This window comes from Eximiradius proteiniborus, from assembly GCF_058546985.1.
This window is the reverse complement of sequence record NZ_CM178592.1, coordinates 713,518-729,778: the sequence shown is the minus strand read 5'-3', so window position 1 is coordinate 729,778 and position 16,261 is coordinate 713,518. Positions and strand designations below refer to the sequence as shown.

The 16,261-nt window shown below is 32.0% G+C and carries 13 protein-coding genes; 3 read left to right on the top strand and 10 right to left on the bottom strand.

The genetic code is table 11. The features are described from left to right. Positions 1 to 4: 4 nt before the first annotated feature. Positions 5 to 1,180, bottom strand: coding sequence for an N-acetylmuramoyl-L-alanine amidase family protein (locus ACY2LT_RS03050; protein WP_491816314.1), 1,176 nt, complete (start codon positions 1,178 to 1,180; stop codon positions 5 to 7). 97 nt (positions 1,181 to 1,277) lie between these two features. On the opposite strand from ACY2LT_RS03050, the gene ACY2LT_RS03045 reads away from it, so the two are divergent. Both ACY2LT_RS03045 and ACY2LT_RS03040 read left to right on the top strand, forming a co-directional pair. Continuing rightward, positions 1,278 to 2,990, top strand: coding sequence for a YgiQ family radical SAM protein (locus ACY2LT_RS03045; protein ID WP_491816312.1), 1,713 nt, complete (start codon positions 1,278 to 1,280; stop codon positions 2,988 to 2,990). Next, complete coding sequence (locus tag ACY2LT_RS03040) at positions 2,977 to 3,285, top strand: MTH1187 family thiamine-binding protein (RefSeq protein WP_491816310.1); 309 nt, start codon at positions 2,977 to 2,979, stop codon at positions 3,283 to 3,285. The genes ACY2LT_RS03045 and ACY2LT_RS03040 overlap by 14 nt, the downstream gene beginning before the upstream one ends. A 162-nt stretch (positions 3,286 to 3,447) precedes the next feature. On the opposite strand, the gene ACY2LT_RS03035 is transcribed toward ACY2LT_RS03040, so the two are convergent. Next, entirely contained in the window at positions 3,448 to 4,797 is a 1,350-nt protein-coding gene (locus ACY2LT_RS03035; protein ID WP_491816308.1) for an MFS transporter, read from the bottom strand. A gap of 180 nt (positions 4,798 to 4,977) precedes the next feature. Here ACY2LT_RS03035 and trxA point away from each other — a divergent pair, with 180 nt between their 5' ends. Next, positions 4,978 to 5,361 (top strand): thioredoxin, encoded by a 384-nt coding sequence (trxA, locus tag ACY2LT_RS03030; RefSeq protein ID WP_491816307.1) that lies wholly within the window; start codon positions 4,978 to 4,980, stop codon positions 5,359 to 5,361. 85 nt (positions 5,362 to 5,446) lie between these two features. On the opposite strand, the gene ACY2LT_RS03025 is transcribed toward trxA, so the two are convergent. The 8 genes from ACY2LT_RS03025 to ACY2LT_RS02990 form a co-directional block, all read right to left on the bottom strand. Then, positions 5,447 to 7,534, bottom strand: coding sequence for a M1 family metallopeptidase (locus tag ACY2LT_RS03025; protein WP_491816306.1), 2,088 nt, complete (start codon positions 7,532 to 7,534; stop codon positions 5,447 to 5,449). A 134-nt stretch (positions 7,535 to 7,668) separates the two neighbouring features. Further along, positions 7,669 to 8,655, bottom strand: coding sequence for an aspartate-semialdehyde dehydrogenase (locus ACY2LT_RS03020; protein WP_491816305.1), 987 nt, complete (start codon positions 8,653 to 8,655; stop codon positions 7,669 to 7,671). After that, on the bottom strand, positions 8,642 to 9,454 hold the full coding sequence (locus ACY2LT_RS03015; protein WP_491816303.1) for a TIGR00282 family metallophosphoesterase: 813 nt from the start codon (positions 9,452 to 9,454) through the stop codon (positions 8,642 to 8,644). Before ACY2LT_RS03015 ends, ACY2LT_RS03020 begins: the two co-directional genes overlap by 14 nt. Positions 9,455 to 9,465: 11 nt before the next feature. Continuing rightward, positions 9,466 to 10,476: a methyltransferase gene (locus tag ACY2LT_RS03010; RefSeq protein ID WP_491816302.1), complete on the bottom strand. Its 1,011-nt coding sequence runs from the start codon at positions 10,474 to 10,476 to the stop codon at positions 9,466 to 9,468. Between the two features lie 89 nt (positions 10,477 to 10,565). Then, positions 10,566 to 11,333: a diadenylate cyclase CdaA gene (gene cdaA / locus ACY2LT_RS03005; protein WP_491816300.1), complete on the bottom strand. Its 768-nt coding sequence runs from the start codon at positions 11,331 to 11,333 to the stop codon at positions 10,566 to 10,568. Beyond that, positions 11,326 to 12,324, bottom strand: coding sequence for a PhoH family protein (locus ACY2LT_RS03000; protein WP_491816298.1), 999 nt, complete (start codon positions 12,322 to 12,324; stop codon positions 11,326 to 11,328). Before ACY2LT_RS03000 ends, cdaA begins: the two co-directional genes overlap by 8 nt. 168 nt (positions 12,325 to 12,492) lie before the next feature. Then, the gene (locus ACY2LT_RS02995; protein ID WP_491816297.1) at positions 12,493 to 15,183 is read right to left on the bottom strand and encodes a cytochrome C; all 2,691 of its coding nucleotides are present in this window, start codon (positions 15,181 to 15,183) and stop codon (positions 12,493 to 12,495) included. Then, positions 15,183 to 16,256 carry a hypothetical protein gene (locus ACY2LT_RS02990; RefSeq protein ID WP_491816295.1) on the bottom strand — a complete coding sequence of 358 codons (1,074 nt, stop codon included), beginning with the start codon at positions 16,254 to 16,256 and terminating at the stop codon, positions 15,183 to 15,185. Before ACY2LT_RS02990 ends, ACY2LT_RS02995 begins: the two co-directional genes overlap by 1 nt. Positions 16,257 to 16,261: the final 5 nt, after the last annotated feature.

The following is a 16,261-nucleotide window of genomic DNA, read 5'->3' as shown; positions in this document are numbered from 1 at the left end:
CCCTCTATTTTATATTATATGCCTGTAAAATACCTTTGTATAGCCAGTTTGCAATTGCCTGCCGGTTAGATGGTTCTATCAATCTAATTTGATCTTGCGGATTTTGAATATTACCCAGTTCAACGTAAACCCCAGTAGGAATAGCATTTCGAAGCGTCCAAAGATTTCTGCCAAATATCCTACCTTGATAACCACGTCCTGGCTGATTTTTGTCATATTTTTCTTTGATAGTATTTAGAAGAGCTTCACAAAATTCTTTTCCTTTTTCGCTTTCAGGCTGATGATAGAAAAAAATATCAATACGTTTATCAGTGATTCTTGAATCTACGTGTATTTCAATGAGCAAATGATTTGTTTCCTTCTTGTTATAAGTTCGAAATATTTCATTGACTAAATCTGTTCGTTGTTTTAATCGTATTGACTGAACACTTGAAATTGTATCACCATTTAATAATTTCTCAGTTCCAGATTTTTTAAGAAATTTCTCATCAGATATTTCATCTTCATCGTCCTGAACGATCAAAAACACTTCTGCGCCGCTTTCCATAAGCTTTTTAGCCAACCGGAGTGATATATCGTAAGCATATTGATGCTCGTGTAATTCGAAACCGTTTCTAAATCCAATTGCACCCGGATCTGGTCCGCCGTGCCCTGAGATCAAATAGAAATAATGTCCAGCTAATTTATTATCTAAAACAGAATTGATTTTGTATTTTTCACCGAATAGATCGTTGTTTTTTTTAAAATTATTTCTTAAAAAAATATCTTTTGCAACATTTTTCTCATTTTCTTTTTTATTAATGTCATTGTTTAAATCATATTCAATAAATGGTACCCAAAGAATTTGGTCATCTTTATAAGAAGATTTCTTTAATCCTTTTTTTACTACAATTGAATTATACTCTTGAATTTTTTTTGCAGTCTCATAATCAATATTTAAAGTTGAACGAATGTTTTTATTATTGAACTTTACAATTTTGATAGGAAGTTCATATTCTTTTCCAAGATACAAACCTTTTTGTTCTGAAATTTTATTCTGATTTTGTTTCAAAAAGAAATCAATATTTTTCTCGTAAGTCAAATTATATCTTGTAAGTAATGTATAAACAGATTCACCTTTTTGTGGTGAAACTTTTAATAATTCAGCGAACAGGCTTGAATTAAAACACAAGATAAACAACAATAAAATACTATAATTTTTCAATTTTATAGATTATTCTTAATTTACACAATCTAAATAACAAATATAATAACATATTAACTAAAAGTCATAAAAAATGTATATTCCAACTACAAAAATAGAATTAAAGAAACTAAATTGGGAAAAACTTGATGTAATAATAGTAACAGGAGATGTTTATATCGATTCTCCATACGATGGAGCAGCAGCCATTGGTAAATGGCTTATTCGTAACGGGTATAAAGTTGGTATTATTTCTCAGCCGACAATTGAATCTCAAGAAGATATTTTACGACTTGGAAGACCTAAACTATTTTGGGGAGTTACAGCCGGATGCGTCGATTCTATGGTTGCAAATTATACTGCTACAAAAAAAAGGAGGAAACTTGATGACTTAACACCTGGTGGACAAAATATATTGCGTCCGGATAGAGCAACTATTAAATACGTGAATTTGATTCGCCAATATTGCAAGGAAAGTATTCCAATTGTTATTGGTGGGATTGAAGCAAGCTTAAGAAGAGTTGCTCACTACGATTATTGGGATAATAAAATCAGACGCTCAATTTTGTTCGATTCCAAAGCTGATTATTTGATATATGGTATGGCTGAGAAAAGCATACTGGAATTTGCAGAGGCTATAAAAAATAATCAAAATCCGAAAGAGATAAGAGGATTATGCTATATTTCTAAAAGTGCAAAAGATGAATATATTCAATTACCTTCTTATGAAGATATATTAAGCTCAAATTCCAAATTTATAGAAATGTTTGAATTATTTTACTCAAATAATGAACCGAACTCTTCAAAAGGATTGTGCCAAAAAACAGGGGATAGGTATTTAATACACAATCCACCTCAATTTTATCCTACTCAATCAGAAATCGATAGCTATTTCGAACTTGATTATGAATATGATGTACACCCTTTTTACAAACAAAAAGGTAAAATCAAAGCTCTCGAAACTATTAAGCAATCTATTATTACGCACCGAGGTTGTTTTGGAGAATGTAATTTTTGTGCAATTGCTGTTCACCAAGGAAGGAAAGTAATAAGTAGAAGTGTTCATTCAGTGCTGCAAGAAGCTCAAAGAATATCAAACAAGCCTAATTTTAATGGAATAATTTATGATGTTGGGGGTCCAAGTGCGAATATGTATGGAATGGACTGCAAACAGTTCGACGAACATTGCACTGCAAAAAGATGTCTGTTTCCTAAAAAATGCAAGAATTTAAACAATAATCACCAGAAATACTTTAATCTTTTAGAAGAAATAGCTCAAATTTCTAAGATAAAAAAAATATTTATTTCATCAGGTATAAGATTTGACTTGCTTTTAAATGATAGTATTTATGGAGACAAATTTATTCAAGTGCTTGCTGAAAAATATGTATCTGGACAGCTTAAAATTGCCCCAGAACATATTTCAAAAAATGTTCTTGAAGCAATGGGAAAAATAGTCAGGAAGGAAGATATCTCTTTGTTTAGAAAAAAGTTTATGGATTATTCAAAAAAAGCTGAGAAAAAGCAATTTCTAACTTATTATTTTATGGCTGCTCATCCTGGTTGTTCGGAAAATGATATGGTTGAACTTAAGAATTTTTTGAAAAAGGAACTGAAAATTGTTCCTGAACAAGTTCAAATTTATACTCCGACTCCTTCAACATATTCAACTTTGATGTATTATACTGAAACTAATCCGTTTACTAAAAACATGATTTTTGTAGAGAAGTCTAACCCCAATAAACAAAAACAAAAAGATATTTTGTTAAATAAAATCATTAGGAGAAAAAATAATGGTTCTTGCTGAATTTTCAATGTTTCCCACTGACAAAGGAGAAAGCGTCAGTGCATACGTATCCCAGATTATTGATTTTATTGATAAAAGTGGGATAACATATAAGTTAACGCCAATGGGAACTATCTTAGAAGGTAGTTGGGAAGAAGTAATGAATGTTATTTCAAGCTGCTTCAAAATTCTTGAACCACAAGCAAACAGAATATATTCAACTATTAAAATTGATTACAGGAAAGGCGACGAATCTCGAATGACCTCTAAAATTAACAAAATAGAAAAGTTGCTTGAAAAGCCTGTTAATAAATAGCGATATGTTGTTGAAAATATTGAATATTATAGGTATCGCTTAACAAATTTGTAGTTATTCTATATTCCTAATTAGTAAGTTTATAGGCTTCTTAGATTGTTCAAAATCTAATGCCTATAAACTTACTTATGTAATGAAACCACTAATGTATAATAAATATTATTAGCTTTGAGAAGGTAATTCCAATCCGTGTGAATTACCTTTTGTTTCGTTATGTTTAAGAAGAAATGCAAAAAGAAAACCAACAATACCAAGCCCAGCAAAAACTAAAATAGTATAAGTATAATCTAAATTTCCAGGTGAAACGCCTACATTAGTTTTATCTAATACCCAACCAGCAATAATTGGAAATGCCCACAAACCCAAATTTTGGATAGAAGCTATTGTACCGTAAGCGGTACCGAGTTTTTTCTCATCAACAATTAATGCAACAGAGGGCCACATCGCGGCAGGAACAAGCGAGAAAGCAATCCCAAGCAAAAACATTGGAATATATGGAGTTAAATAAGTAAGCGATAAAATTAAATGTGATATAATCAGCAAAGCAGAACCAACAAACATCAAAGAAGCTCGCTTTCCTTTTTTATCCACGAAATAACCAAACATTGGAGTAAAAACAATGGTTCCCCAAATAATCAAACTTGATAATATGCCGCTCCATTCAATTGAGAGATTAAATTTATTATGAAGCAAATCGGGGCAGTAACTTTGGAATGGAAAAACAGCAGAGTAAAAAGTTACGCACAATATACATACATAAATAAACGATTTATTTTTTATTAATTCAATAATATCTTTCATACGGAAAATTTCATCTTCGGCTAATTTTGCAGATTTATCTTCTTTAGGAGTATGTTTTTTATCCAAATAAATATAAACAATAAAGCAAATGAACCCAATAGACATTAATATTGTTGCTGCCCAAAGTGCTGTTGTCCAATGGATATAATTAACAAATATAGGTGATAAAATTAACGCAGCAGCAGTTCCAAGTCGGGCAATTGCTAAATTGACACCAAAAGCTAATGCCAATTCTTTTCCTTTAAACCATTTAACCATTATTTTGTTTGAAACTACTATGCTTGTTTCGGCACCCAAGCCGAACAATAACCGACCTAACATTAACATTTTTAGTTCAGGTGAAATTGAAGGTATAATTGCAGATACCAATCCGTAACCAAAACCACCGTTTGAGAAATATGGACTTGCACCATAAGAAGAAAAAAAAGCACCCAAAACACACAAAGAGACAAAAAGCAATCCTGTTTTTCTAATTCCCCATCGGTCTAAAATAATACCACCAAGTATGGACATTGCTAAAAATGTATTCGGAAATGAATAAAGTGAAACTAACCAACCATAAGCAGTATTACTGAAACCGAGTTCGCTCTGCATAATTGATTTAATTGATGACATTGCATCATAAACATAGTAATTAGCAGAAATACTAATACTAACCAAAAGCAATACGAACCATCTTGTTAATTTAGATAAATCTTGAACACTACTCAATTTTTTCTCCCAGTAAATATCAATAATTTTAAAAATAATTGTTTTTTTTGTGAAATTGTAAAAAAAATTGATTAACTTACTTTTTATAAATAAAAAATGATTATATGAAATTCCAGCAATATAGTTTCAATATAATCGTCAATAGATAAAAATATTATCATTTTTATTAAAGGAGAAAAAATGGAACATCTAACAAAGCAAACTTTTATTGAAAAGATATTCGACTATGAAAATAGTAACGAATGGAACTTCAAAGGCACAAAACCTGCGATTATTGACTTTTATGCTGATTGGTGCGGACCTTGTAAAATGGTATCACCAATTTTGGAAGAAATTGCAAAAGAATACGAAGGATTGATTGATATTTACAAAATTGATACTGAAGCAGAACAGGAATTAGCAATGGTTTTTGGAATTCGTAGCATTCCTTCAATTTTGTTTATCCCTGTAAATGACAGACCACAAATGGCTGTTGGTGCATTTCCAAAAGATGGATTTATCAAAGCAATTGAAGACATTTTCAATCTGCAACATCCTGGAAAAAGTAACATTATCGTTAATTAAAATTTACTTAATAGTAAAAAATAACCCCCAACTATTTTTAGTTGGGGATTTTATTATTTGGTCATATAAATATTTACAGTAAAGTTTACTGGACAACGATTTTTTGAGTTACACAATTGTTATCAACATAGATAACGGCATAATAAACACCAGAAGATAGGTTTCTCAAAGAAAGTTGATAAAAGTTTTTCTCCGGACGTTCTTTAATTAATTTTTCGCCAACAGAATTATACAATTCAATTATTTGTATATTAGAATTATCTGCTGAACTAATTGTAATAAAACCATTTTTCTCTACAATATTAGGATAGATTTTGACATTTGAAAAACTATTATCAACAGAAGAAATTAGATTTACCTTTACTTTATTCGATTCTGCCAATACTTTTCTTGTATCAATATAAACACTATCTGGAAGAAAGTCTAAATTTATTGTAAAACTTTGTTCAATTTGATCATTAACGACAAATATTTCTGAAACTGTATCTTTATTGAAAAAAACAAGTGGCAAATAAGTAACAAATAGGGGATGAGCGTTTTGACTGCTTTGAGTTTGTTTCAAATTTACTTTAACTGAATAATTATTCTGTTCAGGTAACAAATCTGCTTCGGTAGATAATTGATATATTGGATGTCCCGGTTTTTTTAGCCATTGGTCAAAGAAAACATCCAATGGAACAGGGGAACCTATTACTTCGTCTTCAAAATGCTGCTGAAATTTATCAACATTGATATTTGAAAATGCGTATTTTTTCAGCAGGTTACGAAAAGTAGGGAAGAAGACCTCATCTCCAAGCATAATTCTCAATTGGTGGTATATCCAGGAAGCTTTGTTATAAACAAGTAAACTGAACGGAAATGAAAATAAGTACTGGTTTGGAATTCCATAAATTGGAACAGTCATTAAAAACTTTCTACTACGATATTGGTTGCCAACTGCGTCCATATAATTTAAATAAGTATCATATCCACCCCAGTCTTCTGCCCAAATTGCTTCGCTCCAGGTAGCCCCACCTTCGTTGAACCAGATGTTGCTCCAGTCTTCGCAAGAAACTAAATCGCCAATCCACTGGTGTGCCATTTCGTGAGCAATACCTGATTCATTTCTACCACGAAGCCAAGAACGATTAACAAAAGTTATTGTCTGATGTTCCATTCCACCAAAATAAAATGGCTGTATCGCTACCTGTCCATATTTTCGGAAAGGATAGGGGATAAATGCGTCTGAATAAATTTGCATAATTTTGGATGTAGGTTTAAAAGCATTTTTTGCATTATAAACTGTCCAGTCTGTTTTCTCATTATCTAAATCATTCTCCCAGACATAATATACTAATTCAATAGAATCCAATTGATTATCAGAATACTTGAACCATTCATTGTAGGAAACATATTTTGATGCAGCAACAGCCATTAAATATGTCGGGATTAACGCGGTGTCAGCCCAGTGATAAGTTACAGTTTCTTCGTTTTCATCAACATTCATAAGTACTCCGTTTGAAACAGCAAGAAAGCCTTTGGGCACTTTGATAGATATGCTTGCTCTTGCTTTATCGTTTGGTATGTCGTTGCAAGGCATCCAATATCTCGCATCTTCTGGTTCGCTCATTGTATAAGCAATTCGTTCCTGTGTATATACCATTTCTCCACTCGGACCATATCCTACCGGCATATCTTTTGGATAAAGATAAAACCCAAGAGTATCCGGACCAACAAATTTGTAATCAATTAATACATCTATGGTATCACCAATGTTTTGAAAATTATCTAATGAAATAGAAAGCAAACCTTCTGAATAATCAAATGAAGAAACTGGGATGTCGTTAATAAAAACAGAGTTAATCAATAAGTTCACAGCATCAAATTCAATCTTGTTAATATTTGGCTCTGTAATTTTGATAGTAATATTGTTTTTGCCAGAAAATTCGAATTTAATTGGTTCAGATGATAATGCTTCAGTCCAATCGAGTTCTAAATTGTAGTTCAGAACGTCATAATTACGGTTGGTTTTATTATCAAGCAACTTTTGATATTTAGGTAATTCATAGTTACTTATTAGATTTCTTTTATATTCTAAAAAGTCTCCTTTTTCTAATAAAAACTGAGGATATTGTGCTTGCAGAATACTTAAAGAAACGATAAAAGTCAAAAATAAAGCTATTATTTTTTTCATAGAATACCTTTTTATATTTAAATAATAATTGATATTTTCAATTCAGATTAGCTTCCCACCCGCCCGACCTTATTTCAAAATTTGTTCTGGTGTATATTTAGGGTTTTCTTTCCCCAAGGGACATCACCTCCTTATTATTCAGATTTGATTAACAGTTCGGCTATTTGAATAGCATTTGTTGCAGCACCTTTTCTTATATTATCTGATACAACCCATAAATTCATACCGTTTTCGATTGTATTGTCTCTTCGAATTCGACCTACATAAACTTCATCTTTTCCTTTCACAATATCGGGGGTAGGGTAGTCATCATTTTGCAAATCATCAATAATTTTAATACCTTTTGAATTTGCAAGTAAATATTTTACTTCATCAATTTGAAAAGGAAGTTTAGTTTCAATATTAACAGCTTCGCAGTGACAAGCGAAAAATGGAAGTCGAACACAAGTTGATGTAATTTTAATATCGAATGAATGCAAAATTTTACAGGGTTCGAAATGAAGTTTAGCCTCTTCGTTAGTGATTTCTGGTTGTTCTGTTTCAACAGGGTGAAATATTATATTTGAAAAAATTCTGTGTTTGTCGTTTGTTTGAAGTCCTTGTAGCTCTTTTTCCAGTTTGTCTAATCCTTTTTGTCCGGCGCCAGAAATTGATTGGTAAGTTGAAACAACTACTCTTGTAATTTGATATTTCTTATGTAATGGGCTGAATACAACTGCAAGTGGAATCACGTTACAGTTTGGATTAGCGATAATACCATTATGCTTGAAAATATCGTCAGGATTAACTTCTGGAACTACCAATGGTACATTTTTATCTCTCCGCCAGGCACTACTATTGTCTATTACAACACATCCACTTTGTGCTGCAATAGGAGCGTACTCCCTGCTAACAGAGGAACCAGCTGAAAAAAGAGCAATATCTAAACCTTTAAATGAATCATTATTTAAGGTTTCAATTACAAACGTCCTTCCTTTAAATGTAATTTCTTTGCCAGCCGAGCTTGGAGAAGCAAATAACCGAAGAGTGTCGATTGGGAAATTCCTTTCCTCTAAGACTTTTAAAAATGTTCTTCCAACTAAACCGGTAACGCCAACAATAGCTAAATTAACTTTTTTCATATATACTTTTCTCAAATTCTGGAATAATAAAAGAACTAATTTTAAGAGCTTGTCCTGTATCTGAATCAATTAATAGATGCACACCACACAAATGAACATCATTTTCTGCAAGTTTATATTTGTGAGCAGTTTGAAGAGTAAATCGCTTCAGAGCAACAGATTTATCGAGACCAAGAACAGAATCATAGGGACCTGTCATTCCAACATCAGTAATATAAGCCGTACCATTTGGAAGAAGACAAGCATCAGCTGTTTGAACGTGAGTATGTGTGCCAAGAAGTGCGGATATTCTTCCGTCGGTGTGCCATCCCATAGCAATTTTTTCAGCAGTTGCTTCAGCGTGAAAATCAACGATTATTACTTTTGCTTTGTTTTGTAAAAAATTGATTACATAATCAATTGATTTAAAAGGGCAATCGATAGGATACATAAAAGACCTGCCTTGAATCTGCACAACAGCAATTTGATTTCCTTTCTTCGATTGAGATATTTTATAACCACGACCAGGATTACCTTGTGGATAGTTGTTGGGACGAATAATTCTATCATCTTGAGCTATCAGTGGACGGGAATGCCAATTATCCCAAATATGATTACCTGTGGTAATAACATCAACACCTAATTTAAAAAGCTCTTCTGCTTCGTCTTTTGTAATACCCTTTCCATTTGTAACATTTTCACCGTTTGCAACAACAAAATCTGCTTCATACTTTTCAATTAAATTGCTAAGATGCTCTTTAACAGCATTTAATCCAGGTTCTCCTACAATATCACCAATAAATAAAATACTATTTTTCAATTTAACTCCATCTAAAAACTTGTTAATTTTTGTCCACTAACTATTGTAGTATCGAAGTCAGTTTTGACAAATGAAATATTATCAAACCAATTTTCTTTCAATATAACCCACAGTTCTGTTTCAGTCATAATATCGCCTTCAAGAGTATTGACCATCATATTAAGAGAGTTCATTACTGCACTTTTGGGTGAAATTTTATCATCATTAATTACTTGCTGATGAATAAAAACAAAACCATTTTTATTTAAAGAATTATAAACCTTTCTTAATAATTCCATATTATCCCATAATGAATACTCTTGGAGTAAATATGAAATAAGAACAGCATCGTAATTACTTCCAATGTCCTGAAGATAAACATCACAAGGAAGTATTTTTATATTTTCATATTTGCTTATTTGATTAACTTTTTCAATCTGACTAACAACATTTGGGTAATCCAGACCAACACATTCCAAATGAGGATAATTTTTTGAAATCTCAATCAAATATGAACCACAACCACAACCCAAATCTAATATTCTTTTACAATTTCTAAGATGCATATTTCTCACAACAATAGGTGCTTCATATTTTGATTTCCATTTAAGTGAAAGCAAGTAATTATAAATCCACTCACTGTCTTTCTCGTTAACAGTTTTGAACTCTCGAGGCTTTCCTTTTTTGGTGCAATATGTTAAATCTGTCCAAGAGTTCCAAAGATCGTTAATATGATGAAGTTCCCCAATATACTCTTCACCATTTTCGAGTAGATAATGCTTTGTAATAGGAGAATTCTCATATAAATCATTGTGTTTGATTAAAAAGTTGAGAGCACATAGAGCATTGAGCAGTTTTTCGGTATTTCGCAAGTCAGATTGAATTTTATTGCAAATTTCTTTGGCAGATAATTTTTCATCACCAATAATCGAAAAAATATTTAATTCAATAGCAGCAAAGAAAACTTTGCTTTTTTGAAAAGCAGTAGCAATATCAATAATTATGTTGTATTTAGAATTTTCGCTCCACAATGAAGAATTCATATGTTGCTCACCCTTATTGAAAAATGCATTTTATAAATTAAGAATAAATATGAATAATTACAAATAAAAACAAAGATATACTGAATAGCTTAGTCAGCTAATTTTGAAGTTAATACAGCAGCAAGGTTATCAATGTGAATATTCAAATTCAGTTCACCGCTATCTGCAACTGAAATGCTCCCAGTTTCTTCAGATACAACCAGAATGATTGCGTCAATTTGTTCCGATAGACCGAGTGCTGCACGATGACGCGTCCCCAGATTTTTTCCTTTAAATTTTGTTTGCTGAGATAATGGCAAAATACATCTTGCAGCAACAATAATATTATTTTCAATAATTATTGCTCCATCGTGCAATGGAGACTTTACATTAAAAATCGACAATACAAGTTCTTTTGTTAAAGTAGCCTGTATCCTAATACCGGTATCGATTGTCATTTGAACGTTCTGGGAGCGTGGAAATACGATTAATGCGCCAATATGTTTTTCCGAAAGTTCTTTGACTGCATCAGTGATTTCATCAATAACATCAGATATTTTAGTTTGCACAAAAGAACGAAAAATTCTGCTTCTACTAATTATCATTAGTAATTTTCGTATTTCAGGCTGGAATAGAACAATAAATGCAATTAACCAAATATCAGATATTGTTCTTAAAATCCAATTGAGTGACTTAAGATTAACTGCTTCTGTGATGAAAGACAATGCTATAACAATCACCAAGCCGAACAGCACATTAACTGCAATTGTATCTCGCAAGCGACTATAAAGCCAATAGAAAAAAGTAGTAACAATAGCAATGTCGACTAAATCAATTAATGTAACTGTTAAAAAACCAATTTTAAATAGGTCAATCATTCTTTGTTTTTCCAGAGGATTTTTTTGTTTCAGTCTTTGTTTCTTTCTCGTACGCTTTTATTATTTCTGCAACTAATTTATGGCGAACAACATCTTTATTGCTGAAATAAACAAATTCAATTCCTTTAATTCCTTTTAAGATATTACTTGCGTGAATAAGTCCTGAATCTTCTTTATTTTGCAGATCGATCTGAGTAACATCTCCGGTAATAATAACTTTAGAATTTGGTCCAAAACGAGTTAAAAACATCTTCATTTGAGTACGCGTAGCATTTTGAGCTTCATCAAGAATAATAAAAGCATTGTTAAGGGTTCTGCCACGCATATAAGCAAGAGGAGTAATTTCGATAGTTTGTTTTTCTAACAATGCTTTAAGTTTATCACCTGAAAGCAGATAGTGCATAGCATCGGTAAGAGGACGCAAATAAGGATCGATTTTTTCTCGCATATCTCCGGGTAAAAAACCAAGCGATTCCCCTGCTTCAACTGCTGGACGCGTGATAATTATTTTTGAGACTTCATTTAGTCTTAATGCGGCTAATGCCATAGCAACCGCTAAAAAAGTTTTACCTGTTCCAGCAGGACCAATTGCGAATACTAAATCGTTGTTCAGCACTTTTTCATAATATTCAAGCTGTTTTTGAGACTTTACCCGAATTATTTCTTTAACACCGTTGTATATTACAGGATTTTTGTGGTTCCCATTATTTTTAATTTGATCAACATCTTTTGTATCAATCAATTCTAAAATTGTAGAAATATCACTTTGTAGAATAACACCATTTCTTTTGAGTAAATATGAAAATTCTTTAAAAAGTCTTTCAATTACTTTTATCTCATCAGTGTATCCTTTCAGAATTAAATTTTCACCCCGAATTAAAACGGCGGTTTTGAACCTATTTTGAATCAACTGCAAAAAAGTATCATTTAGTTCGAAAGCAGAAATTAATTCTGCATCTTCAATTCTTAATTTTTTTTCAATAATTTCCATATTAAACAAAAATTTTATTTAAAATAAAGAACTTACATCATAAAATGATAGTTTTCGTCAAAATTAACTAAAAAACTTGAATAATCAAAAGAATGCTGAATAGGAAAAAATAAAGGCTGCTTTGTGAAGGCAGCCTTTTTGTTTGATGTTCAGGCATCAATCTTTAAATTACTTCTTGACTTGTAAAAGTCCGTGTTTTTCCACTAATTGAAAGTTTCTAAACGGTTTATCCATATTTGGATGGTGTTTTAACATTTTCATATCAATTTTATGACAAATCGCACAGCTGTTATTAGTTCCTATTGGATATGGATTATTTTGATATTGCCAAGGTTGAATGTTATCGTGGTTTGGATTGACAATATTCTTAGTTGGATAAATAGCGTGAGGTGAATTATGGCAAGCCACACATTGAACACGTCCTCTGTCATCTCGCCGATTTTTATATAAATCTGAAGCAGAGGCTACCCATTTGTTGAAGCTTTTAAAATTAGATTTAGGTTGTTCGTAACCTTCATGACAATTCATACAGTCAGGCAATTGGTGCCAAGATTTTCTTGCATTAACCTCTTGTATTGATTTCACCTGTTTTAATTTCAGATTAGAAGCAAGCCTCTTGGCACTTGTATTGTTATTAAATTCATGTTTTAAAAGAGAAGCAGCATGTTCATCTATATTTCCATGACAACTTGTGCAATTTAATCCTACAAGAGAATGAATATCGCGGCTACATTGAGTATTTCCGGTTGAACTACTTGGATGACAAGTAACACAAGCATTCGGTCCTTCAATTACCATATAATTTGCATGCCAACCATGCATAGCAGCTGAAAAACTATTATGACCGGGTAAACCATCAGATTTAACAAGTGGGTCAGGGTGGCAGCTTTGACACATAACAGGCTTGCCTTCTTGAGCAGATTTAAGAAGTTTTGTTTTATTTAGTCTATCGTGTGTGGAAAGAATATTTGCCGCTGTTTTGTCAGCAAGACCCGACACATTATCTATTCGCCAGCCACCATCGTGGCATAAGCGACATCCCATTTCTGAAGAAACAGGAGCAACGACCTTCGTTTCTTTTAGAATTTTTCCTGTTGCAACATCTATCGCTTTAACCTTAAACCTCGGATATGGATTATAACTTCCATCATTTTTATATGGGACAACAGGAATTCCTTTCGCAATAAATTTTCTTTCTTTTTCATCCCAAACGAATTTTCCTTTTAGACCATTTCCTGTTGATCCAATGTTTTCCGGTATTTTCTTCCCGTAATATGCTTCTGAATATTTCCAAAAATCAATAAATTTGGATGGGTTTTCAAACCCAGCTTCGACTTCATATTCGATTTCAACTCCCTTTGAGACAACGATTGGAAAAGCATCTCTTTTAATAAGTAATGCCTCTAAAATGTTCCCCGGAGGTAAAAACATAAACATTTTGTAATTATCTGTAATGCACTTCATTCCAATATCATTCCAAGCCAAAAGAACGTATTCATCATTTTTTGAGTCAAAAGCTGGAATATCCAATTCAACAGGATTTGGTTTTTGAGTGGTAAGCTGTGTCATTACTTCTTTACCAAGCAAATTCTTCGCAATAAATAAAGCCAATGCTTCCAGTTCCTCGCGCGTTCCAATAAATTTAGGCATATAATTAAGTACTTTTCCTTGACCATAGATTTGAGACATTATTCCAACATAAGCTAAATTTTTAAATTTACTCACAACATCGTTTTTAATTCCATTGATTGTATGGCAAGATAGGCATTGGATATTAAATATTTCTTTCCCAGCAATAATTTTATTTTCTTCGGTAATATTTTTTACAGAACTCCATTTGGCGTGAGTTAGAATCCCTTCAGTATTTAATTTATCTTCGTCTTGAACATAAATAGAAGTAGAATACATATAACCGTGTATTATATACGGTTTTCGAGCATACTCACGAACATATTCAAATCCGGAAAACCAACCAAGTCCAATAATAAGAAGAATGAAAACCATTATTTTTTGTAGCGATGGCTTGGAACGAATAATAAAGAACAATGTAAAAAAGAATAGTAAGGCAGTTGATATTAATAGTATCGAAACAACATTCGTCATCTGCTGATTGAGAACGAAATTTGTAAAACGAGTATTTTCAGGAATTGAATAAAAATACCATAAACCGAAAATAATCATAAATGGGAAAGAATAAAGCAACCATTTAGAACAATATTTGATAAGATAAGAACGAAATTCGCTGCCTTTCATAAACACAGCAGTTATTAGTCCAAATAGGCCTGCAACAAGAGCCATCACAGCTGTTCTGAAAAGCAAAGATGGAAAATAAGTAGGGTTGAAAAAGCCCGACCAAAAAGATTTATTTTCTAACCAATTACCGGGTGTTAGCATATAACTTAGAATGCCATTGATAATGAATAAGCTTAACCAAGCAAACAAAAAATAAAGAAATGCAATTTTAAGCCTATCCTTATCAGTCATTTTATCAAATCGGTAATGATAAATTAAGAGAGCTGTTATTTCAGCTACAAAGAACACCCACTCGATTGCCCACCCGAATACAAATGTATGTATTAACGATGAAGTTGCAGCTGGATTAGCAAGTGCAATAATAAACCATATTCCCACACCTGTAACTCCACCAAATACCATTGTTAGCAAAAGAAAAAACCACGTATGTTTTTTAACATATTCTCTCAATTCTGTGTTGTTCTCTTTTATGCTTTTTCTGTCGGTGTACCATAAAAAGAAACCGCCACCAACAGCTAAGTGCGAAATATATACGTGTAATATTGAAATAATCGCAACCAGTGTTCCTGAATTCAGGTAATACAATTCCCATATTGGATAGTTCATTATTCTGCCCTCCCTGAATTATTTGCAAAACCTATTCTGAGCATATACCAAACAGAATACAAACCGATTAGTAGAATAACAATAAATAGTGAAAATACCATCCATTGAGGTTCTATCTGCAAGGAACTTAAACTAAAATTATCGTTCAGATACATCATCCTTAATAAATATCGAGTTATTATCATCGCAATCATTGTAAGCAACAGATGATATAAAGTAGCAAATAATTTTCCCTGAAAAGCAAATATTAAAGCTCCTATAGCAGAAATTATTCCAACCAATAAAATTATTGAACTAAGAAGATCTCTTCCAATCAATTTTAGCATAATTTCTTCTGGAAGTGAAAACAAATAGATGAAACCAATTGCCATTTGTATTGCAGTAGATATTCCGAAGATTTTTAGTCCTTGTTTTATTTTCTCTTCTTTTTTTGAAACATCTTTTTTGAAGTAAAATAACAACGCTGAGAACAAACCACCAATAGCAACAGAAGCAAAGACAAATTTTAAGAACCTTGGGTAAATTGACAAATCAGACAAAAGCAATATGGTCCCATTACGATTGTCAAAGTACTTTACCCATTTTTCAGGTTGTTCCATAAGTGCATTATTATTAACAAGCATAAAAGCTATATAAAGCACCATTAATAATAAAACAGCGATGGAAAATTTTGCAAAACCCTGTCTAAGATCCATTTTTTTATAATGAATATAGGCTCCATAATAAGCAATAATTAAAAAAGGAATAATTAATATCCAATATGTTGCCATAAGGACTGAACTTGAATAAAATAAATGTCCGAAAGTAACTTGCAAAAATAGCAAAGGTGCAACCCCGAGATTAATTCCCAAAGCAAACATTATAGGAATTTTTGAGGCAATAGGTTTGTTTAGCTCAATAAATTCTTCATTGTTATTATTTTTAAGCCAACGGAAAAAAATAATTAGAGCACTGCCGAATAAAGCATTCACAATCAAAATATGGAGCATAAACAACAACTGTTCAAGAATAATCATTAACCAAGGTGGTGCAGGTATTGTGTCAGGTTTAGGAATAAGTTGATTAGGATCCATAATAC

Coding starts and splice junctions, on each gene's coding strand:
- ACY2LT_RS03045 (WP_491816312.1), top strand. CDS start 1,278: ATGTATATTCCAACTACAAAAATAGAATTAAAGAAACTAAATTGGGAA.
- ACY2LT_RS03040 (WP_491816310.1), top strand. CDS start 2,977: ATGGTTCTTGCTGAATTTTCAATGTTTCCCACTGACAAAGGAGAAAGC.
- trxA (WP_491816307.1), top strand. CDS start 4,978: ATGGAACATCTAACAAAGCAAACTTTTATTGAAAAGATATTCGACTAT.
- ACY2LT_RS03025 (WP_491816306.1), bottom strand. CDS start 7,534: ATGAAAAAAATAATAGCTTTATTTTTGACTTTTATCGTTTCTTTAAGT.
- ACY2LT_RS03020 (WP_491816305.1), bottom strand. CDS start 8,655: ATGAAAAAAGTTAATTTAGCTATTGTTGGCGTTACCGGTTTAGTTGGA.
- ACY2LT_RS03010 (WP_491816302.1), bottom strand. CDS start 10,476: ATGAATTCTTCATTGTGGAGCGAAAATTCTAAATACAACATAATTATT.
- cdaA (WP_491816300.1), bottom strand. CDS start 11,333: ATGATTGACCTATTTAAAATTGGTTTTTTAACAGTTACATTAATTGAT.
- ACY2LT_RS03000 (WP_491816298.1), bottom strand. CDS start 12,324: ATGGAAATTATTGAAAAAAAATTAAGAATTGAAGATGCAGAATTAATT.
- ACY2LT_RS02995 (WP_491816297.1), bottom strand. CDS start 15,183: ATGAACTATCCAATATGGGAATTGTATTACCTGAATTCAGGAACACTG.
- ACY2LT_RS02990 (WP_491816295.1), bottom strand. CDS start 16,256: ATGGATCCTAATCAACTTATTCCTAAACCTGACACAATACCTGCACCA.